The organism is Vibrio algicola, from assembly GCF_009601765.2.
Classification (GTDB): domain Bacteria; phylum Pseudomonadota; class Gammaproteobacteria; order Enterobacterales; family Vibrionaceae; genus Vibrio; species Vibrio algicola.
On the sequence record NZ_CP045699.1, the window covers coordinates 1,521,191 to 1,546,349 of the forward strand.

At 42.9% G+C, this 25,159-nt stretch carries 18 protein-coding genes; 6 read left to right on the forward strand and 12 right to left on the reverse strand.

Annotation, left to right across the window (positions count from 1 at the left end; all coding sequences use genetic code 11):
- Positions 1-113: 113 nt before the first annotated feature.
- Positions 114-686: an ATP-dependent zinc protease family protein gene (locus tag GFB47_RS07040; protein WP_153447335.1), complete on the forward strand. Its 573-nt coding sequence runs from the start codon at positions 114-116 to the stop codon at positions 684-686.
- 84 nt (positions 687-770) lie between these two features.
- Here the strand turns inward: GFB47_RS07040 and serS are convergent, their stop codons facing one another.
- The 6 genes from serS to GFB47_RS07070 form a co-directional block, all read right to left on the reverse strand.
- Positions 771-2,081, reverse strand: a complete 1,311-nt coding sequence (gene serS, locus GFB47_RS07045; protein WP_153447336.1) for a serine--tRNA ligase — start codon at positions 2,079-2,081, stop codon at positions 771-773.
- Between the two features lie 178 nt (positions 2,082-2,259).
- On the reverse strand, positions 2,260-3,609 hold the full coding sequence (locus GFB47_RS07050; RefSeq protein WP_153447337.1) for a replication-associated recombination protein A: 1,350 nt from the start codon (positions 3,607-3,609) through the stop codon (positions 2,260-2,262).
- Positions 3,610-3,653: 44 nt separating this feature from the next.
- Entirely contained in the window at positions 3,654-4,265 is a 612-nt protein-coding gene (gene lolA / locus GFB47_RS07055; protein ID WP_153447338.1) for an outer membrane lipoprotein chaperone LolA, read from the reverse strand.
- A 121-nt stretch (positions 4,266-4,386) separates the two neighbouring features.
- Positions 4,387-7,653, reverse strand: a complete 3,267-nt coding sequence (locus GFB47_RS07060; RefSeq protein WP_153448178.1) for a DNA translocase FtsK 4TM domain-containing protein — start codon at positions 7,651-7,653, stop codon at positions 4,387-4,389.
- Between the two features lie 192 nt (positions 7,654-7,845).
- Positions 7,846-8,340, reverse strand: a complete 495-nt coding sequence (gene lrp / locus GFB47_RS07065; protein ID WP_153447339.1) for a leucine-responsive transcriptional regulator Lrp — start codon at positions 8,338-8,340, stop codon at positions 7,846-7,848.
- 213 nt (positions 8,341-8,553) lie between these two features.
- Positions 8,554-9,792 carry a methyltransferase gene (locus tag GFB47_RS07070; protein ID WP_407701699.1) on the reverse strand — a complete coding sequence of 413 codons (1,239 nt, stop codon included), beginning with the start codon at positions 9,790-9,792 and terminating at the stop codon, positions 8,554-8,556.
- A gap of 232 nt (positions 9,793-10,024) precedes the next feature.
- Here GFB47_RS07070 and miaE point away from each other — a divergent pair, with 232 nt between their 5' ends.
- Both miaE and GFB47_RS07080 read left to right on the forward strand, forming a co-directional pair.
- Positions 10,025-10,783 (forward strand): tRNA isopentenyl-2-thiomethyl-A-37 hydroxylase MiaE, encoded by a 759-nt coding sequence (gene miaE / locus GFB47_RS07075; RefSeq protein ID WP_153448179.1) that lies wholly within the window; start codon positions 10,025-10,027, stop codon positions 10,781-10,783.
- A gap of 147 nt (positions 10,784-10,930) precedes the next feature.
- Positions 10,931-11,899 (forward strand): LysR substrate-binding domain-containing protein, encoded by a 969-nt coding sequence (locus tag GFB47_RS07080; RefSeq protein ID WP_153447341.1) that lies wholly within the window; start codon positions 10,931-10,933, stop codon positions 11,897-11,899.
- Between the two features lie 88 nt (positions 11,900-11,987).
- On the opposite strand, the gene topA is transcribed toward GFB47_RS07080, so the two are convergent.
- Positions 11,988-14,630: a type I DNA topoisomerase gene (gene topA / locus GFB47_RS07085; RefSeq protein WP_153447342.1), complete on the reverse strand. Its 2,643-nt coding sequence runs from the start codon at positions 14,628-14,630 to the stop codon at positions 11,988-11,990.
- A gap of 372 nt (positions 14,631-15,002) precedes the next feature.
- Between topA and GFB47_RS07090 the strand changes: the two genes are divergently transcribed.
- The gene (locus GFB47_RS07090; RefSeq protein WP_153447343.1) at positions 15,003-15,260 is read left to right on the forward strand and encodes a DUF2498 family protein; all 258 of its coding nucleotides are present in this window, start codon (positions 15,003-15,005) and stop codon (positions 15,258-15,260) included.
- A 390-nt stretch (positions 15,261-15,650) separates the two neighbouring features.
- Here GFB47_RS07090 and focA read toward each other — a convergent pair whose 3' ends face one another.
- Together focA and sohB are read right to left on the reverse strand one after the other, a co-directional pair.
- Positions 15,651-16,499, reverse strand: a complete 849-nt coding sequence (gene focA / locus GFB47_RS07095) for a formate transporter FocA (protein WP_153447344.1) — start codon at positions 16,497-16,499, stop codon at positions 15,651-15,653.
- Between the two features lie 293 nt (positions 16,500-16,792).
- Positions 16,793-17,854, reverse strand: a complete 1,062-nt coding sequence (gene sohB, locus GFB47_RS07100) for a protease SohB (RefSeq protein ID WP_153448180.1) — start codon at positions 17,852-17,854, stop codon at positions 16,793-16,795.
- 181 nt (positions 17,855-18,035) lie between these two features.
- Between sohB and GFB47_RS07105 the strand changes: the two genes are divergently transcribed.
- A complete protein-coding gene (locus GFB47_RS07105; protein ID WP_153447345.1) occupies positions 18,036-18,776 on the forward strand; it encodes a YciK family oxidoreductase in 741 nt (246 codons plus the stop codon).
- A gap of 124 nt (positions 18,777-18,900) precedes the next feature.
- Here GFB47_RS07105 and mlc read toward each other — a convergent pair whose 3' ends face one another.
- Positions 18,901-20,115: a sugar metabolism global transcriptional regulator Mlc gene (gene mlc, locus GFB47_RS07110; protein ID WP_153447346.1), complete on the reverse strand. Its 1,215-nt coding sequence runs from the start codon at positions 20,113-20,115 to the stop codon at positions 18,901-18,903.
- A gap of 426 nt (positions 20,116-20,541) precedes the next feature.
- Between mlc and pyk the strand changes: the two genes are divergently transcribed.
- On the forward strand, positions 20,542-21,987 hold the full coding sequence (pyk, locus tag GFB47_RS07115; protein WP_153447347.1) for a pyruvate kinase: 1,446 nt from the start codon (positions 20,542-20,544) through the stop codon (positions 21,985-21,987).
- Positions 21,988-22,088: 101 nt separating this feature from the next.
- Here pyk and tagH read toward each other — a convergent pair whose 3' ends face one another.
- Complete coding sequence (gene tagH / locus GFB47_RS07120; protein WP_153447348.1) at positions 22,089-23,219, reverse strand: type VI secretion system-associated FHA domain protein TagH; 1,131 nt, start codon at positions 23,217-23,219, stop codon at positions 22,089-22,091.
- A 239-nt stretch (positions 23,220-23,458) separates the two neighbouring features.
- On the reverse strand, positions 23,459-24,652 hold the full coding sequence (locus GFB47_RS07125) for a patatin-like phospholipase family protein (protein WP_153447349.1): 1,194 nt from the start codon (positions 24,650-24,652) through the stop codon (positions 23,459-23,461).
- Between the last annotated feature and the right edge of the window lie 507 nt (positions 24,653-25,159).

Consider the following 25,159-nt stretch of genomic DNA (forward strand, 5'->3'; position numbering starts at 1 on the left):
ATCTCGTAGCAAGGTAAAATCTAACGAAAAATCCCAGCACACCCTGCATGCAGAGCGCGCTTTATGTTAGTATTTGTTCAGCTCTTTTCAGATGGAATAAAAGGTTCCCTAATATGTTTAAATGGTTAATTATCGCACTATTCTCTTGCTCATTTTCAGCAATTGCAGCAGAAAAAGCACAACCGGTTAGTACCGTTACTGCAAAGGATATTCCTGTCGCAACTCATCTTAAAAATGGTGACTTGATTTTAGGCGAGACGGAATGGGTCTATGTTTCCGACATCAATCGCAATATCAAAGCGCGTATTGATACCGGTGCCACCACCTCATCCATCAGCGCCGTTAACATTCGTCTTTACAAAAAAGATGGCAAGAACATGGTCGATTATAAATTGGCCCATGATGATTGGACTTCAAAACTGTTTACCGCGCCGGTAAAACGTTGGGTAGAAGTAAAACAAGCGAGTACAACTAAAGCTTCCGCTTCTCGTCCTGTTATTGATCTTAATATCCAAATTGGCGATCATAAAACTAAATCTGATTTCACTTTAGTCGATCGTAGCCAATTAGAATTCCCAGTATTGATTGGCCGTACTTTTATCGATAAAGAAGCGGTTGTCGATGTGTCCCATGCTTATCTGCAACCAAAAACAAAACTCGCTGCCGAGACTAAAACGGCTAAGTAATATATTTCACTTAGTAAAAATTAATCATAAAAAAACCGAAGCTTAATAGGCTTCGGTTTTTTATTGATTCTTTATTGGGGTTTACTAGCCACCAATATGCGTTAAGCCATTCATGTATGAACGTAACTCATGCGGGATCTCAATGCGACCATCAGCTTGTTGATAGTTTTCTAAGATCGCCACCATAGTACGGCCAACGGCAAGGCCTGAGCCATTAAGAGTGTGGACTAATTCTGGTTTTTTCTCGCCTTTACGACGGAAGCGCGCTTGCATACGACGAGCTTGGAAGTCACCACAGTTTGAACAAGATGAAATCTCACGGTAAGTTTCTTGCGCAGGAACCCACACTTCTAAATCGTAAGTTTTGGTTGCGCCAAAGCCCATATCGCCAGTACATAGCACGACTTTTCGGTACGGCAATTCCAGCAATTTAAGTACTTTTTCTGCGTGAGTCGTCAGCTCTTCTAACGCCGCCATAGAATCTTCTGGTTTTACGATTTGCACTAATTCAACTTTATCAAATTGGTGCATACGGATAAGACCACGAGTATCACGCCCGTAAGAGCCAGCTTCTGAACGGAAACATGGGGTATGAGCGGTCATTTTAATCGGTAGATCCGCTTCATCACTGATGGTGTCACGCATCATGTTGGTTACTGGCACTTCAGCGGTTGGGATCAATGAAAGCGTTTTTAATGGCACTTCACTTACTTGCTCAGTCAACGGACTAGTATGGAATAAATCCTCAGCAAATTTAGGCATTTGGCCCGTACCGAATAAACTGTCGGTATTAACAAGATACGGAACATACATTTCTGTGTAGCCGTGCTCTTGAGTATGAAGGTCGAGCATAAACTGGGCAATGGCACGATGCAGACGCGCAAACTGACCTTTCATTACGATAAAACGTGAACCTGAAATTTTAACCGCGCTAGCAAAATCAAGACCGTCCGCCATTTCGCCTAAATCAACATGGTCTTTTAATTCAAAATCGTACGTTTTCGGCTCGCCCCAACGCGAAATTTCGACGTTGTCTTCTTCGTCTTTACCTTGCGGTACAGAATCATCTGCCAAGTTTGGAACCGCAGAAGTAATAGTATCAAGCTCGGTTTGCAATTCAACTAATGCCGCTTTGGCGTTATCAAGATCGGCGCCTAAAGTGCCGACTTCTTGCATAATGCGTTCAGCTTGTTCGTGATCGCCTTGTGCCTTTGCTTGACCTATGGATTTCGAACGGGAATTACGCAATGCTTGCAGCTCTTCAGTCTTAACTTGTAACGTCTTACGCTGTTCTTCAAGGTTGCGAATGGTTTCTACGTCAAGAGTAAAACCACGACGGGCTAATTTGGCAGCTGTTTCATCCAGCTCTGTTCGAAATAATTTAGAATCAAGCATTGCTAATCCTGTTGGTCTAAGTGTGAATAAAGCAGTCAAAATCTGCTTTTAAAGAAAAGGTATCCGCTTTATTTGACGTTTTTGTTAATCAGATTTATCGGATGTTTACCAAACGGTCACCTGAACGTAACGTCAAATAATGAGGTTATTTATTGCTTACTAAAATACCCAAAAAGCACTACTTTTGATAGCGCTTTTGTGGGCTTTTTAAATCTAAATCAGCCAAATATTCTAGTTTAGCGCTAATTTTAGCTTCTAAGCCTCGATCGCTGGGATGATAGTAGCGAGTTTGTGCCATTTCGGGAGGAAAATAGTTTTCACCAGCGGCATACGATCCAGGCTCATCATGGGCATAGCGGTATTCTTCACCATAACCAAGATCTTTCATTAAGTTGGTTGGGGCATTACGCAAGTGATGAGGGACATCATGATCAGGTTGATTATGCGCATCTTGCAACGCTTGCTTCCAAGCCGTATAAACCGCATTACTTTTAGGTGCACAAGCTAAATATACCACCGCTTGAGCAATGGCGCGTTCGCCTTCCGCAGGGCCTATACGAGTAAAGCAATCCCAAGCGGAAACGGCCACTTGCATAGCGCGGGGATCGGCATTACCAATATCTTCTGATGCGATCGCAAGTAATCTGCGCACTAGGTATAAAGGATCGCAACCAGCGGCAATCATACGCGCCGACCAATATAACGCGGCATCGGGATTGGAACCTCGAATCGATTTATGCACCGCTGAAATTAAGTCGTACCACATATCGCCTTTATTATCGAAACGGGCAATTTTTTCCCCGGCCACTTCCGCTAATAATGCCAAGGTGATGACTTTAATACCTTGCTCATTTTCTTCGGCCAGATCGTAAATAAGCTCAAGGTAGTTAAGCGACATACGCGCATCACCGTTGACCAACTCGACTAAGCGCTCCAGGACATCATCTTCAAACTGGGCGGCAATATTACCCAAACCACGTTCGCTATCTTGGATCGCTTGATCCACCACATGCAAAATATCAGCTGAATCTAATGCGGTTAATTTATATACCCGCGCGCGCGATAACAATGCGTTATTGAGTTCAAAAGAAGGGTTTTCAGTGGTCGCACCGATAAAGGTTACGGTGCCATCTTCGATATGTGGCAAAAAAGCATCTTGTTGGCTTTTATTAAAGCGGTGTACTTCGTCGACAAATAGAATGGTTTTGCGGCCAGATAATTTATGCTCGCGCGCCTTTTCAATCGCCAGCCGAATATCTTTTACTCCAGATGTGACCGCCGATAAACGCTCTACTTCTGCATTGGCGTAATTAGCCGCCACTTCTGCCAAGGTGGTTTTACCGGTACCCGGTGGGCCCCATAAAATCATAGAATGAATATGACCGGCTTCTAGCGCGCGGCGCAGCGGTTTATTCGGGCCTAGAATATGTTGTTGACCGCAATATTGTTCGACTGTCATTGGTCGCATACGCGCGGCTAATGGGCGAAAATCCTCATCAGCTGAAAAGTCTAAATTAAAATTGCTCATATTCTATAACCCATTAATCCACGCAGATATTCAGGTATCAACTATTAACGTTGATCGTCGATTTCGACCCCTTTTGGCACTTTAAAGCTAAACAGCGCTTTATTTGGGACTTCCATTTTAAAGTGGCTAAATTCGAACTCACTTTTTTGTCCATCTTGCTCAATTACATTGAAGGCTTTCACCACGCCTTTGGCATCAATGGCAATTTGGAATGTACCGACAGTGGTGTCTTTAGCGGTTGGTTTTAAAGTGAAGACATCTTGATTCTGAGTGATAGTATACTGTGCCCAATCACTGGCTTTATTACGTGTTAGTAACACAAATGGCGTTTGCGCAGTGGCTTGTGCTTGGCTCAAAATGGTGACTTGCGAAACAAATGGGCTGTAATACCAAACGCTTTTGCCATCAGAGACTAAGATCGTTTCATCGGGGGTTTTGGTTTCCCAACGGAAAAGGCTTGGGCGTGAGATCTGCGCGCTCCCCTTACCATCCATTAACACTTCGCCTTCCGGGCTGGTCACTTTTTGTGAGAAATCACTGCTAAAACCGTCATTTAGACTTAGGCGAGAACTTAAGACATCTTTCGCATTAGCAAAAGCGGCAGTGCTCGACACAGATGCCGCAGCAAATAACAAAACCGTTAACCATTTTTTCATTGTCGAATCCTTTAAAATCATCAATATTTGCTAACTATATATTTATCGCGACAAGTACGCAGAGTCTACCCAAAGTTGTTGGAGTTACAGCGAGGCCGTAATTTCAAATATGAAGGGTAAATTAGTCGAACTGCTTCACCGGAGGAGGCGCAATCACTTCACGATTGCCGTTATGCCCTGGCGTGCTCACAATGCCTTGCGCTTCTAACTGTTCAACAATACGCGCCGCGCGGTTATAACCAATTTTAAAGCGGCGCTGCACCCCTGATACAGAACCTCGACGAGAATCGGTCACAAACTCCACCACTTGGTCATACAATGGATCCATTTCTTCTTCATCTTCCAGTTTCTCACCTGGAAGCAAGCTTTCTGCCGTCGGCTCACCATGGACAATTTCATCAATATAAACCGGTCTGCCACGTCCCTTCCAATCATTCACAACTGCATGGACATCATCATCAGAAGCAAAGGCACCGTGCACACGTACTGGGTGGTTAGAACCAGGAGGAAGATACAACATGTCGCCCATACCTAATAATGATTCTGCGCCACCTTGGTCTAAGATAGTACGTGAATCGGTCTTAGTGGATACAGTAAATGCCACGCGAGCGGGAATATTGGCTTTAATCAAACCGGTAATAACGTCCACCGATGGGCGTTGAGTCGCAAGCACCAAGTGAATACCAGCCGCACGCGCCTTTTGCGCTAAACGGGCGATAAGCTCTTCCACTTTTTTACCCACTACCATGATCAAATCCGCAAATTCATCTACGATCACCACAATAGACGGCAATTTTTCCAATAGTGGTGGCATTTCATCCATGCTATCACCAGGTTGCCATAATGGATCGTGGATAGGATGCCCCGCTTCCGCAGCCATTTTAAGTTTGTCGTTGTAACCTTTTAGATTTCGTACCCCGACAGCTGAAAGCAATTTATAGCGGCGTTCCATCTCGCCAACACACCAACGCAGTGCATTTGACGCATCTTTCATGTCTGTTACGACTTCGGAAAGTAGATGTGGAATGCCTTCGTAAATAGACAGTTCTAGCATTTTCGGATCGATCATAATAAAGCGCACTTCTTCTGGCGTCGCTTTATATAAGATACTTAAGATCATCACGTTCACGCCAACCGACTTACCCGAACCAGTGGTACCCGCGACCAAAACATGGGGCATTTTAGCTAGGTCAGCTACTACCGCTTCACCAGCAATATCTTGCCCCAACACGACAGCGGTCGGGGATTTATTATGTTGGAATTGATCAGAGCTAATTACATCGGATAAATACACGGTTTCGCGGCTCATATTCGGCAATTCAAGGCCGACATACGGTTTACCCGGAATGACTTCAACCACGCGCACTGCCATGGCTGATAATGAGCGAGCTAAATCCATTGATAAACCCGAAATACGACTCACCTTAACGCCAGGCGCAAGATCGAGCTCAAAACGGGTGATCACAGGACCTGGGAAAATATCCACTACTCGCGCTTCGATTTTATAATCGGCAAGTTTTGATTCAACCAAACGAGCAATCCCTTCAAGCGCATCACGATCGATATGATTCTCACGCTTTTCAGGATGGTAAAGCAATTCAAGAGTCGGCATTGGCGCAGTAGGTACTGGCAAATTATGATCAGACTGGATCAAAAATGGATTTTGCGAGGCCATTTGTTGAGCCTGAGCGGTTGCGACCATATTTTGGAATGCGGCGCTATCCGCATCAGTATGGACAGCCGTGTCAGTGTCGATAGCCGCAGTACTCACCTGCTCAGTGGCCGTTGCGCTTTCTACTGCCACAGCCTCAGAATGAACGCTTTGCTCTTGTGTCGCAGCAGGAATCCGGTTTTGTGAATGACTTGCCGTCACAGATGGCGCGGCCTCAGCTTCAGACTGAGTAACCGGTTCATTGGTGCTTGGCGCTTGAGGTTCAATATTTGGCTGAACAATCGCCTGGTTTTCACTATTGTGATTTTCATTGGTTTGAGTCACCGCCTGCGCAGTATTAGCCGCAACCAATGGCTGTGAGTCATCTTCAACTAAATCGGTATTAACCACAATCGGGCTTTCTGGTTCTACTGCGATATCAATATTGCCTAATGATGGCGTAATATCATCAACAGGATCAATATTGAATGTCGAAGGCGCAACACTCACTTGTTGGTTTGCTTGTGGATCAGGGCTCACATTATTTTCATTTTCAGATTGTTGCGAGGCAAAGTCACCATGCAATTCGGCGTCATGATCAAGTTCCGCAATGGTCGCATTCAGATTCTGGTATCGGTCTTGTGTTTCTTGAGCCACAGGCGCTGCTGGCTGTTCACTTTGACTAATCACGTCAGCGGTTTGGGTAATATTGGCACTGTGCTCACTGCTGGTTGTTAGCATTTGAGTGACAGGTTGAGGATCTGTTATTGGACTCGCTGAATGAGAGCTAATTGGGGTTGCTGTCGCAGGAGCCGAAAACAACGGATCATTAAGATCCTCTTCACTTGGTTGGATCGATTCATTGCTAGACATCACCGGTTCTTGATGCGTCGTTTTCTTCGCTTTGCGTGGGAAGTGAATATTAAAACGGGGGGCTTTTTTCTCTGGTTCTTGAGCCGCTTCAATCTCTTCACTGCTATCGTCTACTGCATCTAATGATAAAGACAGATCTTTTTCTTCAACATCATCAAATTGTAATGACGCTAATTCTTGTTGTTGGAAACCAGCCGAAGACAGGACTTGCGTTTGTTCACCACGACTGCGGTTAAAGATACGCTGACAAGCTCGTAATGACCACTGACCCAAGTTCTCAACAATCGACAGCCAAGAAATACCGGTAAGCAGCGTAAAACCCGCGCCCCATAAAAACATAAACACTAAAGTTGAACCGAGATTATTAAGCGCAGGCATCGATAATGAGGTTAATACGTCACCGACAATCCCGCCGGATGAGAAATACCAAATATCATCAAAGTTAATATCAGCTAAACCACAGCTGGTAAGCAACATAATGGTTAAGCCAAGCAGACGCGTGCCCCACAATAATAAATCAATTGATTCATCTTCATCTCGAGAACGGAAAAAAGCCCAGCTCGCGCCGAGGATAATAAAAGGAAGTGGATAAGCAAAAGAGCCAAAGGTGAAGAATAGAGTATCGGCAAGCCATGCACCAATATAGCCACCAGCATTGTGTACAGGCCCACCCCATGCTGTTTGGGACCATGAAGGATCGGCTGGATTAAAAGAGAATAACGCCACCATCATCAAGATCGCCACTAATAATCCCACAATAAATCCGCCTTCTTTTAGGCGTTCTGATCCATTCAAACGTGGTCTTACTTTCGTTTCTTTGGCTTTAATAACCGTAACGGCTTGCGCTTTATTTAGTTTGAAAATGTTTTTGCTGGTCGTAAACAAAATGTTCCCCTATCTCCGAGCTCAGTGGTCTTAAAATACAACGAGCGACCTAAGTCGCTCGGTAGACAACACCTGCTAACAATAACCGAAACAAGGAAAAAAACCTACACCAAAACGCCGCCAAGACGCAGATTTAAACGCATCTTGGCAACGATGAGGTTGAATTTTGTTCTATCGTGTTTGGATCACAAGTTGACTGGATTGTTTTACTTCTTCCATCACCACATAAGTGCGAGTGTCATTCACCCCAGGAAGACGCAATAAAGTATCACCAAGTAGCTTACGGTAAGCACCCATATCTGATACTCGGGTTTTTAATAGATAATCAAAATCGCCCGAAACAAGGTGACATTCTTGAATATCATCCAGTTTTTGCACTGCGGTATTAAATTGCTCAAACACATCTGGCGCGCCACGGTTTAGGGTAATTTCCACAAACACTAATAGTGAGGCATCAAGGTACTGAGGATTAAGTAGTGCAGTATAGCCAGTAATATAGCCTTGGCGTTCTAGACGGCGCACACGCTCTAAACATGGGGTTGGAGAAAGACCAACTCGCTTAGACAGTTCGACGTTAGAAATACGTCCGTCTTTTTGTAGTTCATTAAGAATATTGCGATCAATCCGATCCAAATCCTTGGACGGTCTCTTTTCGTTATCTATCATTTACTTCCACCTTATTTTACGTCCTTGCAAAAAATATATTCTTTTTAACTGAGTGATTTATTAGTTAGTAGCAAATATCACTGAAACCCTACTATACTTCATTTTTATCCAATGAATAACCTAAAAATAGGTATAAAACCCAATATTAAAGACAAAATAAGGATAGACACAAGCTTTAGAAGCAAAAAACAGTGCTGTGAGTCGAAAAACGCCCTATAAAAAGGAGCTGGTGTACGACTCAGTGTTAACTCTTTGAGCTTGAATGAGAATATTTCTCGGTGTCACCAATCGCGGGCAAAATGTACTTAGGCTTACTTGGTAGCCTTGTTCTTCTAACTTTAATGCTTTGTCATACACTAACCACATTTCTAGTGCTCTTCGAAATACTTGTTGCACCAGGCTCATACGCTCCATCAACATAAAACGCTGTTCTGCGCGATACAACCATTTAGACATATTACTCTGTTCGTCATTATCCACTAATAAATTGAGAGGTTTGTACTGGTTAGCCCAGTGACAAAAATGCTCAAAGCCTAAACTTAATTGCGACTTTTTGATGCTAGGCAACCGCGTATAATGTTTCTCGCACCGCCCTTCTCTCAATAAACTATCCACCGCTAAGCGATAAGTCATTTCTTGGCGGCGATGTAATTGAACTCTTTGTCCACCGGTGACAGTTTCTTGCAGTGGGATTTTTAGTTCTTGTTTGGTCAGCTGCAATAAGGCTTGCTGCCCTAAGTTTGATAACGCTTTATAACCATCCGAGCGAGTTAGATGATAACAACAAGGCGAAATGGTCAACGCCGATAACCCCACCTCTGCGGCCATTTCAATTAAATGAGCATGTAAATCCCCACACGCATGCAAGGCAACCGCGTGTTGATTGGGCTTTAACACCTGTTTGGCGCCCTGTGATAATGCATCACCTTGAATAAAGCTCATCGGTAAATGACGTTGTTGGGCTATCATTTGTCCGGCATCACATAAACTTTGCTGCCATTCAAAGCTAATGACTGGCAATTGAGATTGCTGAGCTAAAATCTGACCTAAGTAACCTTTTCCTGCACACCATTCTAACCACTCACTGCTGTTATTATTTGTCAGTGCCGCTTGTCCCATCGCGCAAATTTGTTGCCACTTACGCCCTGGGATCCCAACCTCAAATCCTTGCGGTAGCGCTAATTCTTCCGGTAAATTTGATGGCAGTTCACACAGACGAGTCAATTGGCTTAATTGTGGAATAAAAGGCGATAACAATTGAATTAATCGCGGCGTATCCTCTTTTAGATCAAGAATGTCGTCATCGGTTAGCGCGCTTAAACACTCACACAGTTCCGGGTGGCTATCTAACCAAGGCAGAACTGGCGATAGACTTTGATGAAACGGTTCAAAACGCCATAGCGCTTGGGTCTGGTGCAGTTGAACATCCAAGGTTGTAAATGATTGAGCCAAATCTTTACATGATTGAGAAAGTTGCGGTTGCATTATAAAAGGAGTGCCTTGTGTGTCGCGGAGTCAATCGCAGTATGATTTGAAAGTGAAATGCCCAAATGCATGCTCACTATGATAAAATCGCACTTATCATTATTTTAACGATCTGATAATTGCTATGTCTATAACAGCCAATTCTATAAATGCCAAGCCTATAACCGCTAAATCTATAACGGCCACGCCTCAACAATCAATGATCCAACAACTGCTCGAACCGATTGATGCTTTTTTACAATGTACCACGCCGGATGCTTGGATTGAAAAAGCACGCCAACCACAGCAATTGACGTCATTATTAATTGATCATTGTAACTGTGAGCTTAAAGCGGCGCAAACGGCAATGTTTGTGGTAAGAAAATACGCCATTACTAAAGACAGTACCGCCACATTAATGCAATGGGCTAAGCCTTATGAAGATTATGTCTATCGTTGCATTCGAGATGTCGCCTTCCCAGAAAAAAGCATTATGCAGTCGGCCAGTTTAACCGTGAAAGACAACATCCCACACGGGCAAGATCTAGTCGATAAAATGGTGCGTTTAATCAAAGAAGAGTTTCATCATTTTGAGCAAGTGCTCGATATTATGCAAAGCCGAGATATTGCATATCAAAATATGACCGCTGGCACTTATGCAAAAGGCATGATGAAAATGGTGCGGACTTATGAACCACAAGCTTTAATTGATAAGCTGATCATCGGTGCTTACATTGAGGCCCGTTCTTGTGAGCGATTCGCCAAATTAGCACCATTTTTAGATGATGAATTGAATAAATTTTATGTCTCATTATTACGCTCAGAGGCTCGTCACTACCAAGATTATTTATCCCTTGCCGCGGCAATTGCGGGTGAAGATATTAGTGAGCGTGTCACTTTGATCGGTTTACATGAAGCGCAACTTATTCAAGCGCCGGACTCATCATTTCGCTTCCACAGTGGCAGCCCAACCGAATAGCCTTTACAAAATTGATAAGTGCGTAGGCTACTATAACAATCTAGGAAAATGGTATTTATTGCTGTACTTATCAAAATCGCTTGCCACATTCACAATAATCAAGCATCTTAAAAATATTAAGGGATAAATTTACCATAGGAAGGATGGATGAAATTACAACAGCTTAAGTATTTAAGCGCCATCGTAAAAAATGACTTAAATATCTCGCTAGCCTCTCAAAGCCTCTACACCACTCAACCGGGCGTGAGCAAACAAATTGGTTTGCTTGAAGCAGAATTAGGGTTGAAGATTTTCGAGCGCAAAGGCAAGCATTTAAATTCCATTACCCCAGAAGGGAAGTTGATTTTAAATGAAGTGGAGAAAATGCTCGAAATTGAGAGCAAAATACTTGAGATCTCGAAAACTTTCGTCAATCCAGATAATGGCTGCCTTAACATTTACACCACCAACACTATTGCTCGATTTATCCTGCCAGCAACCGTGAATAAATTTGTTAAACGCTACCCACAAATCACCTTCCATATTGGCGCAGTACAACCGGATCAAAATGGCTCTTTAATTCAAAAAGGTCACTCAGACTTTTCCATCATCGCGCAAGATGTGAAACCCGAATCAAACGCCATCATTTTGCCCGCATATTTATGGCGCATGTCTTTGGTAGTGCCAAAAGATCACCCACTAGCCGCTAAATCTAAAGTCACCTTAGCCGATGTGGCCAACTACCCTATTATTAGTTACGAAGCGGGCTCGACTGGCAAGCTTGTGCAAGAGCAAACTTTCTCAGAAAGAGGCTTAACGCCCAATTACTTTATGACGGTAATGGATGTCGACGTGATCTTAAAATACGTCAATATGAACTTCGGGGTTGGTATTGTCGCCTCCGTAGCCGCCAATAACATTCATGATGACAATATCGTTACCATTGATATTGAAGAACTGCCATCTTGCAGCGCTTGGATCTGCTTTAGCCGCAATATTTTCTTGCAGCGTCACACCTACGATTTCATTGAGCATTTCTGCCCTCACCTTACCCGTGAAACCATGGAAAAAATTGTCACCATGAATGATTTAGAGATCAAGAAACTCTCACAAAGCTTTAGCCTGCCGCAGTATTGATCCTACTTCAGTTAAAAATCCAGCTCGCTTAAAACAAAAACCCCAGCCACATTGAAGTGACTGGGGTATATAAGAACTAACGAATTAATTAGCCTGCTTTGGTTTCTTTTTTAGGCTTTTTACGTTTGTCGGTAATTTCCCATTTGCCGTTGACGTATAAACCTGTCCAACCGGTTGGTTTTGCATCGACTTCTGAACGAACGTAATGCTCTTTCGATTTACGGCTAAAGCGAACTACAGTTGGCAAGCCGTCTGGATCGGCAACTGGCGCAGTGGCTAAGTATTGGAACTTAGGTGAGATACGGTCTTTGTATTCCACCATTTCAGCTACTAATGGCGCACGGGTTTCGCGAGATTTCGGGAAGTTGCTTGCTGCCATAAACAGACCAGAAGCGCCATCGCGTAAGACGAAATACGCATCTGAATTCGAACAAGGTAATTCAGGCAAGTGAACCGGATCTTCTTTAGGCGGCGCAACATCACCATTGCGTAAAATCTTACGGGTGTTTTTACAGTCTTCACTGGTACAGCCCATATATTTACCAAAGCGACCGTTTTTCAGCACCATGTCTGAACCACATTTGTCACACTCAACTAACGGACCGTCGTAACCTTTTGGTTTAAACTCACCAAATTCAACCACATAACCATCACAATTTGGGTTGTTACCACAAACGTGCATTTTACGAGTTTCATCAATTAAGTAAGCATCCATTGCGGTTTCACAAATCGGACAACGTTTTTTGGCGCGCAATGCTGCGGTTTCAACGTCTTCTTCCAGTACGTTGATAATGCCTTCTTCATCACCTAAGTTGATGGTAGTTTTGCAACGCTCTTTTGGCGGTAACGCATAACCCGAACAGCCTAAGAACACACCCGTTGAGGCGGTGCGAATGCCCATTGGACGCGAACAGGTTGGGCACTGAATATCAGTTTCGACGATCTTATTTGGCGTCATGCCACCTTCCGATTCATCCAGATCCGCTTTTTCAATATCGGTAGTGAAATCATCAAAGAAGTTATCCAGCACATCCGTCCAACAGGCTTCACCTTCGGCGATTTGGTCAAGTTTTTGCTCCATACGAGCGGTAAAGTCGTAGTTCATTAAATCGTTAAAGCTGCCATCTAGGCGGTCGGTTACGATCTCGCCCATTTTTTCAGCGTAGAAACGACGTTGATCGACTTTAACGTAACCACGATCTTGAATGGTTGAGATAATGGAAGCGTAGGTCGATGGGCGACCAATGCCTTTTTTCTCAAGCTCTTTTACTAATGCCGCTTCAGTGAAACGCGCTGGCGGTTTAGTAAAGTGCTGTTTAGGGTCCAGTTGTTGCAGAGATAAAGTATCCCCTACGCTTACCGCTGGCAGAAGTTGATCTTCATTTTTCCCCATTGGACGTTGCACGCGAGTCCAACCATCAAATTTAAGGATGCGACCTTTGGCTTTTAATGTGAACTCTTCGGCTTTGACGCTCACCGTGGTTGAATCGTATTTAGCGGGTGTCATTTGACAAGCGACAAATTGATTCCAAATTAGGCTATACAACTTATGCGCGTCGGCTTCCATTGCTTGCAAGTCGTCGGTTTTAACTTCGACGCTGGATGGTCGGATCGCTTCGTGCGCTTCTTGTGCGCCGGCTTTACTGCCATAAACTAACGCTTTGGCAGGCAGATATGCGTCACCAAACTCAGATTCAATAAAGCCACGACAAGCCTCTACAGCCTCTGAACTCAAGTTAGTTGAGTCGGTACGCATATAAGTGATGTAACCACCCTCATAGAGCCTCTGAGCGAGCATCATGGTCTTTTTCACACCATAACCAAGACGGGTACTGGCCGCTTGTTGCAATGTTGAAGTAATATAAGGCGCAGATGGCTTACTTGAGGTTGGGCGATCTTCACGCTTACACACTTCGTATTTGGCTTTATCTAATACCGCTAACGCCGCTTTTGCTTGCGCTTCGTTGACGGGTTTAAAAGCCGAACCATTTTGTTGGGCGACTAATAAACGGAAATTTGTGTTATCTGGCGTTTGAGTATCGGCATGAATATCCCAAAACTCTTCCGGAATAAATGCGTTGATTTCACGCTCACGTTCCACCAGCAATTTTACCGCAACTGATTGAACGCGACCGGCAGATAATCCACGCGCGACTTTTTTCCAAAGTAGCGGTGACACCATAAAGCCAACCACACGGTCAAGGAAACGACGCGTTTGCTGCGCGTTCACACCATCAATGTTCAGTTCGCCCGGTGTTTCAAACGCCTGTTGAATGGCATTTTTAGTAATTTCGTTAAACACTACACGTTTGTATCGCGAATCATCACCACCGATGATCTCACGAAGGTGCCACGCGATGGCTTCTCCTTCGCGGTCCAAATCGGTCGCGAGATAAATGCAGTCTGCATCTTTAGCAAGTTTTTGTAATTCCGCAACCACCTTCTCTTTACCCGGTAGGATTTGATAGTTCGCTTCCCAGCCATTGAAAGGATCAATCCCCATTTTTTTAATTAATGCGGCTTTATCTTTCTTTTTCTTGATGCGAGCTTTTTCTTCTGGGCTCAACCCTTTGGTTGAGATAGGTGTTGCTTTTTTGCCACTGCTCTGACCGGCAGTGGGCAAGTCACGTACATGACCAACACTCGACTTAACCACAAAATCTTTACCAAGATATTTGTTGATCGTCTTCGCTTTGGCTGGTGACTCCACGATAACTAGAGATTTACCCATAACTAAATTTACACATCCTCATCGGCTGCATTTGTACTAACTGCATGCACTTTTATAAAATTGCTTCTTTTTTTACTATCGAGTGAGTTTTAAATAAGATCAACCAATTTTTTCATATTTCTATCTAAATGAGCGACAACTAGACAAAAAACCCGCTTTTATTTCAATATGCTAACCGATTGCGATGCTTGCAGATAAAGGTTCGGATACAAATCGCGCCATCTTGGCTGACTTGGTCATTAATTTCCCTCCAGACTTCGCTCTTATATATATCTTGTTGGCTTTTTTTATTTACCTCAGTCGTTTTTTCGATTTACACTATGGTTATTGGCACTGCAAACTCGCCAATTTCTATTCACAAGCAGGTTTATTATGACTGAGAAAAAAAGCATTTCAGAATTCGAACTTCTTCTTATTGCCAATCAGGTGATCCAAGAAAATGAAAACTACATCGAAGGTATACGCGCCACATCGGTAACCGAAAAAGACGATGTTTTGATCTTTAAAGGTGACTATTTTCTAGATGAGCAAGGCATTCCGACCGAAAAAACCATGGCGGTGTTTAATATCTTTAAATACCTTGCACTACACCTGTCAAAAGAATTCACTCTCGAACACACGGTTCACTAGGGGCTGTTAATCTTTCGTGGTTGTTTTTGCTGCGAATTGTTGGTTTTTTATACAGGGAAAAGGCTTTGTGGTGTAGCTGGCTACACGAAAAGCCGATGACGAAGTAGAAAAGACCAACAAACGCAGCCCGAAGGGTTCGGCTAAAAGCCTTTTACTCTTCGTTAAGTCTCATTTACTTAGAATAACTAGGCTTCAATCGACTTGCCTCGATTAAAAGGCTTTTATCTCGAACAAAATTTAATCACGAAAGATCAACTGCCCCTAAGTCTGTTGACGGCTCGATAGTGATAACCAATGGTAATAGCACGATTGGTTAATACCCAACCTAGAAACATACAAAAATGCCCTAGTGATAAGCTAGGGCATTTTTTAGCAATTTAGACTGCAATCTTACTTCGATTTACGTAAGAATATTGACCAGAACCAACCACCCACAAATACGCTACCACCAATGATATTACCAATCGTCACCGGAATAAGGTTATTGGTGATGAAATCCATCATATTTAAATCCGCGAACTGACTAGCCGTTGTGCCCGTCATCTGCCAAAAACTGTCTGGAGCAAAGGTTTTGATCCCAATCGCAAATGGAATTTGGAACATATTGGCAATACTATGTTCAAAGCCAGATGATACGAACATGGCAACCGGCAAGATCAAAATCAACATTTTATCGGTCACTGTACGACCGGCATAAGACATCCAAACACCAATACAAACCAATAAGTTAGCCATAGTACCAAGTGCGACAGCAGAGGAAAAACTGTGGTGCATTTTATGCTGCGCGATATGCATCGCATTAATACCGATACCGCCGTTATCGCTCATATATTGCTGAGCAATTAACATAATAACAACCAGCATAAGACAGCCGACTAAGTTACCAAAGTATACATAAATCCAGTTTTTAACCAGTTGGCCCCAAGTGATAAGGCCGCTGGCTTTAGCCACCACGGTCAAGGTTGAGCTAGTGAACAACTCACTGCCAGTGACCACAACTAAAATCAGACCTAAACTAAACGCAAGGCCACCAACAAAGTGTGAAAAGCCAGGTGCGACATCTTGTGTGCCACTGGTGACGGTGGTGTAAAAAATAAACGCGATACCAATATGTATGCCTGCGGTAACCGCCAGCATAAAGGTTTTAAAAAATGGTTTCTTTACTTTGTAAGCTCCGGCTTCCGCCGCTTTCTGCGCCATTTCAGCTGGCATCAGTGATTCGAATTGATTATGTTCCATTGCTCTCTCGTAACATTTTAGGTACAGGATTAATTTGGGAGGCTGATATTGCACGTTACTGTGATAAAATTCAAGTTTTTATATCAACAGGTAAAATAATTATTTCCTTACGCTTTTTTGCGCTAAAACATCTTCATTAACTCAAGAAAACAAACGATACAGTATAAAAATGGCACAAAACTTAAATAATGCGACTTTTTGATGAAAAAAAAGCCCACAAATCTGTGAGCTTATTCCATTTAAATCGAGATAGAGCGATTTAACGTTCGCGATCGCCGCTAAATAATCAGTCTCTAAACAATCGGTCGTTGACCACGCGATAACAATTTTAAAAATACATTGTCTGCGGTTTTGGCTGCGGTACCGGCAAATTTGTCGGACAGCTTCTTCTTCTTCACATAGTGCAATGCTAATACGGCTTTTTGCTTGGTCGCGTCGATAATCAAATCATCTGAAGTTTTGATCTCATCCACCAAGCCAAGCTCGAACGCTTTCGAACCAAACCAATGTTCACCTGTCGCCACTTTATCTAAATCTAACGCTGGACGATGTTCATGAATAAAGTCTTTAAATAGCACATGCGTTTCTTCTAACTCGAGTTTGAATTTATCGCGTGCTTTATCGCTGTTTTCACCAAACATGGTCAAAGTGCGTTTGTATTCGCCGGCGGTGAGTTGTTCAAACTCAATATCGTTCTTCTTCAATACTTTATGAAAGTTTGGAATTTGCGCGATCACGCCAATAGAACCGACTATTGCAAACGGGGCCGACACAATCTTATCGGCCACACACGCCATCATATAACCACCGCTAGCGGCAACTTTATCTACCGCAATCGTGAGCGGTATATTGGCCTTTTTCAAGCGATCCAATTGTGATGAAGCCAAGCCATAACCGTGCACCATGCCGCCACCGGTTTCTAAACGAAGCAACACTTCATCTTCGGCCTTAGCGACAGATAAAATAGCGGTAATTTCTTCGCGTAAACTGCTCACTTCTTTGGCATCAATACTGCCATTAAAATCCAATACAAATAAATGCGGTTTACGATCAGATGTTAACTCCCCCGATTTGGCTTCTTTTTTGGCTTGTTTCGCTTGTTGTTTATGTTTGGCTTTATCGGCTTTGGCTTGCGCTTTATCCCGTGCTTTTAAATAGGTTTCGTCATGCAAATGATCTTCCAGTTGAGCAACGGTATCTTTATATTTTTCGCATAAATCCGTTACTTTAAGCTCACCAGTGGCGCTAGAGCCTTTACTGCCTAACAGTTTAATCCCAACAATTAATGCAATAACCGCGACAACAAACGTCACGATCTTGGCTAAAAACAATCCGTAATCCAACAAAAATTCCAATGTCATTTCCTCATATCCAATCAATTGGTGTATTGTATACCGAAAGCACGTCAAGATGCAGTTTTAGACTCAAATTATCCATTTATGCTCTGTACTTAACGTCGATTAAATAGAGTGTTTTTTCGTCTCTATTACTATTTTTTCTCTGCCTGCTCTGCGGGCTGCCTATAAGGAAAACGTTGTGAATTACACTATTCCCGCCAATGCACTCGAAGATAAGGTTATTTTAGTCACCGGAGCCGGTGATGGGATCGGCAGAGAAGCCGCGTTGCATTATGCTCAACATGGCGCCACCGTGATTTTATTAGGCCGCACCGTGGCTAAATTAACCTCTGTGTATGATGAAATTGAAGCCAAAGGTTATCCGCAAGCCGCCATCATCCCTTTAGATATGCAAGGCGCGACCAAGCAACATTATATCGATATGAGTGAGACCATTAAGCAACAATTTGGTCGTTTAGATGCGGTATTACATAATGCGGGAATGTTAGGTGTCCTGACCCCATTTGCACAAATTGAAGAATCAACCTTTGATGAAGTGATGCAAATTAATGTCAAAGCACAATTGTTGATGACTCAAGCGGTCTTACCTTTGATCTTAGCGGCTGAGCATGGTCGTATTGTGTTTACTTCATCCACTGTGGGTCATGTGGGCAAAGCTTACTGGGCCAGTTATGCGATTTCAAAATTTGCCACCGAAGGCATGATGATGACATTAGCCGACGAGTTAACCGATACTCAGGTTCGTGTGAATGCGATTAACCCAGGTGCCACTCGCACTAAAATGCGCGCTTCTGCCTTCCCAGCAGAAGATACAAATTTATTAAAAACGGCGGCCGATATTATGCCGCTGTATCTCTATTTAGTCAGTGATGAATGTGGCGATGTGCACGGACAATGTATTGATGCTCAGCCTAAATAAATCAGCTCGAGACTTGCCTCATTATTATTTCTGAGTCAATGAAACAAAATGCCAGCCGATGATAGGCTGGCATTTCTGTTTAATAACTCGGCGCTACGTCCAAAGCACCTACCATTACACACTCTTAACCTTCGCTTACCTTGAGTAATAAACTGCCATTATACAAAGCTTGTTTGATTAACGCTGCGCCTGGCATAGTGGTTTGGGTAAAGAAACGGCTTTCAGCCAATTGTACTTCCCTATGTTCTGGGTACAAGCTTTGCTGCTTTAAGGTCTCGACAATCACTGGATACAAAATCGACTTTGCATGATTAAGCGCGCCGCCAAGTAAGATTTTCTCAGGGCTAAAGATGTTCACCATCATGGCAATGCCTTTGCCTAAATCTCGACCCAATTGCTCAATCACGCCCTTAGCTAAGGCATCTTCATTTATTGAAGCCGAACAGATCGTTTCCATGCTGATGTTATTGATATCTAAACAGGAAGGCTCACCATTCGCAATCCGCGTTACCACCGATGTGCACACTGATTCGGCCGAAGCAATTGTATCTAAACAGCCCGTTTTGCCACATTGACAAACCGCACCATTGGGATCGATTTGAATATGACCCAGCTCACCAATATTACCATAACGGTTATAGATCAAACGGCCATTTAAAATAACCCCTGCCCCTACGCCTTGAAAGTTACTGATCAACAATGAGTTATCCACTTCTTGAGCATTACCAAATAACATTTCAGCTAATGCCCAAGCGCTCATGTCATTGGCAATAAAAACTGGCAGTCCTGTTTTATCGTAAATTTCAGGTCCTAACGCCAGTTTATGGATATGATAAAACGGCATTTGGATCACCGTGCCTTGCGCAAAATCAACCAGTGCCGGTAAGGTCAATGCAATGCTGGTGACTCGCTCAAGTTTATCAGCATAGTGTGCAAAAAAATGTTCGATTTCGGCTAATATTCTTACTAATAACGAGGTTTGATCTCGCTCTTCAATTGTTACTCGATGCTCAACCAACACCTTTGCGCCTAAATCATGCAGCGCAATGATCAGATACCCTTTGCCTAAACGAATAGATAAAAACTGCCAACCTTGGTTATTAGTTTGCAATCCAACCGCAGGACGACCTCGGCTAATCGACTCTTGCACCACGGTTTCATGGATTAAATGACCATCCACTAATTCACGTGAAATTTTAGTGATACTCGCCGGAGCCAAGCCGCTCAATTTGGATAGGTCAATACGCGATATAGGCCCATATTGGTCAATCAGCTTATAGACACGACCGCTGTTTATCTGCTTAATTTGATCAATATGACCAGGCTGAGCCATGTACATAACGCACTCCAAATGAAATCCAATAGCTAATTTTTTTACACTGCGAACTAATTGTGAAGTCTAAAGGCAACGGAGCGTGACAAGTATCACGTTATAATTTTTTTTCAGCCTAAAATAAGCATTTTTATATTCAATCTCATTGATTTTATGTATGCAAGCATGCGTTTAAAACAAGGTAATGAATCGTTCACATCAGATTAAACCGTTACAAATGTTCACGATAAAGTCATATTTTCACGATTAAAATAAACTATGCTGTTTTAAAATAAACTATGCTATGTAAGCCACAAAATAATAATTTACCCATCAAAATTACGCTTGTTTAATGATAACTTGGGAATAATTTCACTCGTGTGCTCACCTGTCTATCTCGATGTTTTAAACCAACATATCGGCATTTGGGCTGTAATCAAAAATGGAGTTTTCATGTCAACAAAATTAAGACGTACTAAAATTGTCACTACTTTAGGTCCTGCCACCGATAAAGATAATGTACTAGAGGAAATCATCAAAGCTGGCGCCAACGTGGTACGAATGAACTTTTCCCATGGCTCGGCGGAAGATCATATTATTCGCGCAGAGAAAGTGCGCACAATTGCCGCTAATTTAGGCATTCATGTCGCCATTTTGGGGGATTTACAAGGCCCTAAAATTCGCGTTTCGACATTTAAAGACGGTAAAATTCAATTAACTATTGGTGATAAATTCACTTTAGATAGTGAAATGGCCAAAGGCCTCGGCGACCAATATGCCGTCGGTGTAGACTATAAAGCGCTACCAAATGATGTGTTTGCGGGAGATATATTGCTGCTTGATGACGGTCGGGTACAACTTAAAGTGTTGTCGGTTGAAGGCTCCAAGGTAAATACCGAAGTCACCGTTGCCGGCCCTCTATCCAACAATAAAGGCATCAATAAAAAAGGCGGAGGCTTATCGGCTGATGCTCTGACCGAAAAAGATAAACAAGACATCTTAACCGCCGCGCAAATCAAAGTAGATTACTTAGCGGTGTCTTTCCCTCGCAATGGCGAAGATATGCATTACGCTCGCCGTTTAGCACGCGACGCAGGCTTAGAAGCAAAATTGGTAGCGAAGGTTGAACGCGCCGAAACCGTGGTCAGTGAAGCAACGATGGACGATATTATTTTAGCATCGGATGTAGTGATGGTAGCACGTGGCGATCTCGGCGTTGAAATTGGCGACGCGGAGTTAGTCGGTGTGCAAAAACAACTGATCCGCCGCGCTCGTAGCTTAAATCGTAACGTGATCACCGCGACCCAAATGATGGAATCGATGATCACCAGCCCTATGCCAACTCGAGCGGAAGTCATGGATGTGGCCAATGCGGTATTAGATGGTACTGATGCGGTGATGTTATCGGCTGAAACTGCGGCAGGGCAATTTCCGATAGAAACCGTCAAATCAATGGCCGAAGTTTGTGTTGGCGCTGAAAAAATGCCATCAATTAATGTGTCGAATTATCGATTAGACCGTAAGTTTGAATCGGCAGAAGAAACCATCGCGATGGCGACCATGTACTCTGCCAACCATATGCAAGGCATTACCGCCATGATTTCATTAACCGAATCTGGCCGCACGGCATTGATGATGTCTCGTTTGAGTTCAGGCTTACCGATTTTCGCTTTGTCTCGAAATGAAAGAACCCTAAATCGTGCCGCCCTTTATCGTGGTGTTACACCCGTATATTTCAACAACGACGCAGGCTCCGGTTTACCTTGCGCTATCGAAGCGATTAACACTCTAAAAGAAAAGCATTTATTGGTAAAAGGGGATATTGTGATCATTACTCAAGGTGATGTGATGGATCTGGTTGGCTCAACTAACTGTATGCGTATTATTGAAGTAGAATAATACCAATAAAATACATTACTCAATGTAAAACCAAACAAAAAGGAGCTAAATTAGCTCCTTTCTTACTTTTAATTTTTTAGCGTTACCTGCACTAAAATGGCTTACGAGCCTTGACGCCGCAAGGAATCATAAGACTGCTCTAATACTTCCCAGAACTGTTTTTCAAATCCCTTTTGGCGACCTGATGTCAATTCAGAAAAATACGATTGATACATCTTCCAAGCCCACGCATCAGCATCGACATTAGCGGGTGCATTTTTACGATAAGTGTCAAATCGGGTTTTTAATGTGTCCGGTGACAATTCATTCAAGATATATTGCAGTGCAGTGGCTGTGGCTTTATGGACTCGCTCATTGTGCGACTCTACCGATTTTAAACTCTCACTGATTGCTTGCGCTGGTTCTAAATGAAATAGACTCTTTTCGCCACCAAACATGACTTCCTCTGTTTCCTCTAAGCCTAACCCCATTTGCAGCGGATTATCTTGGATCGGTTGGAAACTGCGGTTTAACAAATGAAATTGACTATCTTGCCTTTGGTGTATGGCCAGTAAGCCTTGTAGACAAGCCTGTAAAGATTGTTTTTTTACATCGGTGACTGTTTGGCTATCCGTTACCGTCATGCTTTGCTCCTTGTGCACTGAACTTTGCTGTACTTCTACTTCAATAGAAGTGGTTGGCGCTGTTTCGGGTGGTGTCTCACTGTTAGATACTGCCGCTTGAGTAACGGTTGGGGCTTCTACCTTGGCACTCGGGATTAGCGTTGTTTTGGCTGCTGGCACCTCCATATCCAATTGAGGGATATAAGATTGGGTGGTGCTTGTTTGGCTTGTCTGTTGAGTTTGAATGGATTGCTGACTTGATGCCTGATATTCATGCATCATTTCTACCTCGACCTCAACCATTTTGACATGCGCTTTAATCTGGTAAGAACCAATGCGAAAAACATCACCATTTCGGATCAATGTCGTATTATTTTGCTCAAATTTAGGCTCTTGATTATTAATGCCAATACCACCTTGCAAGTCCACCAGATGATACTGCTTATCGCTAAATGTGATCTGACAATATGGGGTGATCAAAGCATTATTTGGATCCGGTAAAACCCAATGGCAAGTATCATCGTTACCAATGAAACCACCCTGTTGCTTAAATTGAAATGAAGCCGCCCCACCGGTCTTCAATAAACGGGTATTCATAACAACAAAGGTTAAAAAAAGTTGCTCTTCCATATTCACTCCCTGACTACGCTTAGCGATGGAAAACTTGGATCTTATCCCAATCAAAGTAATTAGATAGTTACTACGGTTGGTATTCAATGACCTCTAGATGCATGTCATCCTCCTACTCAGAGTTAACTAAGTAGGTTATAGGGCTAATAGTGGGATAAAAATCTGACGGGGAAAAGTAGCAGATTAGTTTCTGCGACACGGTTAACTTAACTCAAAAATAAATCATCTTTGAACGACATTTATTCGCTATCTAACCAACGTTTATTGTCTCGAATATAGGCAGATGAATGAATCAGATCCGGTTTACTCTCTAAGCTCAGCAGTAATTCAACGTATTTTTTTCCCGCTTCTATTCCGAGTTGATAATCGAACTCGAGATCATCTAACTTGCTCAATAAAGATGAGGATCTTAATGGTTGCTCAGGGGCAATCTGCAGTACATAACAATCATCGGGTGGATTGAGCATAAAGTTATGTGTCATCGAATAGGTTTGATGATGCACCATCAACATATCCATCAAACCGGAATCAAACTGATCACCCATTAAATGACACAAACGGTACACATCACTGCCGCCGAATAACCAGCGCCCACCATTTAATAACGGCTTTGGCTTGTCAGTTACGATTTCAAGGGATTTCGCAATGCGTTGCTGGAGAAATCCACTAAAATCTTTGCGCCACCCCGCGGTTCGATTGACGATCCGTGTTTGAATCGCTTCAAAATGATTATTTAAGCCCACTCGATTAAGAAAAGATTCGTGACTTTCCTCTTCCATATCTATTGGCAAGCCAACTGGTTCGGTACGGATCACACTTATCATACGCGCACCCTGTCGCCAAGCTTCTTGCGTGGGAATCGATGCCGACACGCCACCATCAACATAACACTGACCATTAATTTGTACTTCTTTACGATATAAGCCAGGGATCGCACAAGTGGCTCGCAAGACATCCCGCCAGTTGGTGGTCATTATCGGTAAATATTCATCATGTAAACTGGCGACATTAGTGACCGCCGCATAAGCCTGCCGCTCGCCTAGAGAAAAACGCGCCACATCCATATCAAGTAAATATTGAGGCGTATGCAGAAGCTCGAAAGCCCAATCAAGATCGAGTCGTTGTTTATTACGGATATGAGAAAATAAGCGGAAAAATTCAGGGCGAGTCGTTAAATCAGTAATGAAAGCTTTACCTAGACCAGATTGACGCGAAAGGAAAGATGCAACATTTAATGCCCCAGCGGATGTACCATAAAAAACATCAAATGGATCAATGGCTGCCGCTAATAAACTGTCTAATACTCCAGTGGTAAAAATACCTTTTTGACCACCACCTTGGGCGATTAAAGCATGCCGTCCGTTGGCATACTTATTAAGGATCGTGTGATCGACAGAAATATCTACATCCGTTACAACGCCACTGTTATTCACACAACCTCCATGTTACATCAACTAAAGAAACGCTTAGCGATGTGTAGCAACGATCACGACAAAAATTGCCAAGAAAACCATAATGCTACCAATCACAGATAAAGCAATTTTAAAATCACGACTCATAATAATACTCCTAGAGGTAAAAACAACTGAAATTCTAACACGAATCAACAAGTAAGAGGTGAGCAAATCACAACAATAAAATAACTTTTCTATCCTGCTCACTATCTAGTCATTACGCGACTAACTCAGTATAAATTGGCATAAAATATCGTATCAGTTCAAATGTTGGCTATTTATTCATCAATAAATCTGACAATTTAAACAATATTTATCTTATGCTTTATTCGACAAAAGCAGTTTATAACACTAAAAATTAACAATTAGTTGGTTGTATGTAACATCATGATAAAAATATCAAGATAAATACTTTATACTGCTATTAATACACCTTAACAGTTACCTATTGCGTTCTTTTTTATCGGTCGATACTCTGAGAGTGCA

Coding starts and splice junctions, on each gene's coding strand:
- GFB47_RS07040 (WP_153447335.1), top strand. CDS start 114: ATGTTTAAATGGTTAATTATCGCACTATTCTCTTGCTCATTTTCAGCA.
- serS (WP_153447336.1), bottom strand. CDS start 2,081: ATGCTTGATTCTAAATTATTTCGAACAGAGCTGGATGAAACAGCTGCC.
- GFB47_RS07050 (WP_153447337.1), bottom strand. CDS start 3,609: ATGAGCAATTTTAATTTAGACTTTTCAGCTGATGAGGATTTTCGCCCA.
- lolA (WP_153447338.1), bottom strand. CDS start 4,265: ATGAAAAAATGGTTAACGGTTTTGTTATTTGCTGCGGCATCTGTGTCG.
- lrp (WP_153447339.1), bottom strand. CDS start 8,340: ATGATAGATAACGAAAAGAGACCGTCCAAGGATTTGGATCGGATTGAT.
- miaE (WP_153448179.1), top strand. CDS start 10,025: ATGATCCAACAACTGCTCGAACCGATTGATGCTTTTTTACAATGTACC.
- GFB47_RS07080 (WP_153447341.1), top strand. CDS start 10,931: ATGAAATTACAACAGCTTAAGTATTTAAGCGCCATCGTAAAAAATGAC.
- topA (WP_153447342.1), bottom strand. CDS start 14,630: ATGGGTAAATCTCTAGTTATCGTGGAGTCACCAGCCAAAGCGAAGACG.
- GFB47_RS07090 (WP_153447343.1), top strand. CDS start 15,003: ATGACTGAGAAAAAAAGCATTTCAGAATTCGAACTTCTTCTTATTGCC.
- focA (WP_153447344.1), bottom strand. CDS start 16,499: ATGGAACATAATCAATTCGAATCACTGATGCCAGCTGAAATGGCGCAG.
- mlc (WP_153447346.1), bottom strand. CDS start 20,115: ATGTACATGGCTCAGCCTGGTCATATTGATCAAATTAAGCAGATAAAC.
- pyk (WP_153447347.1), top strand. CDS start 20,542: ATGTCAACAAAATTAAGACGTACTAAAATTGTCACTACTTTAGGTCCT.
- tagH (WP_153447348.1), bottom strand. CDS start 23,219: ATGGAAGAGCAACTTTTTTTAACCTTTGTTGTTATGAATACCCGTTTA.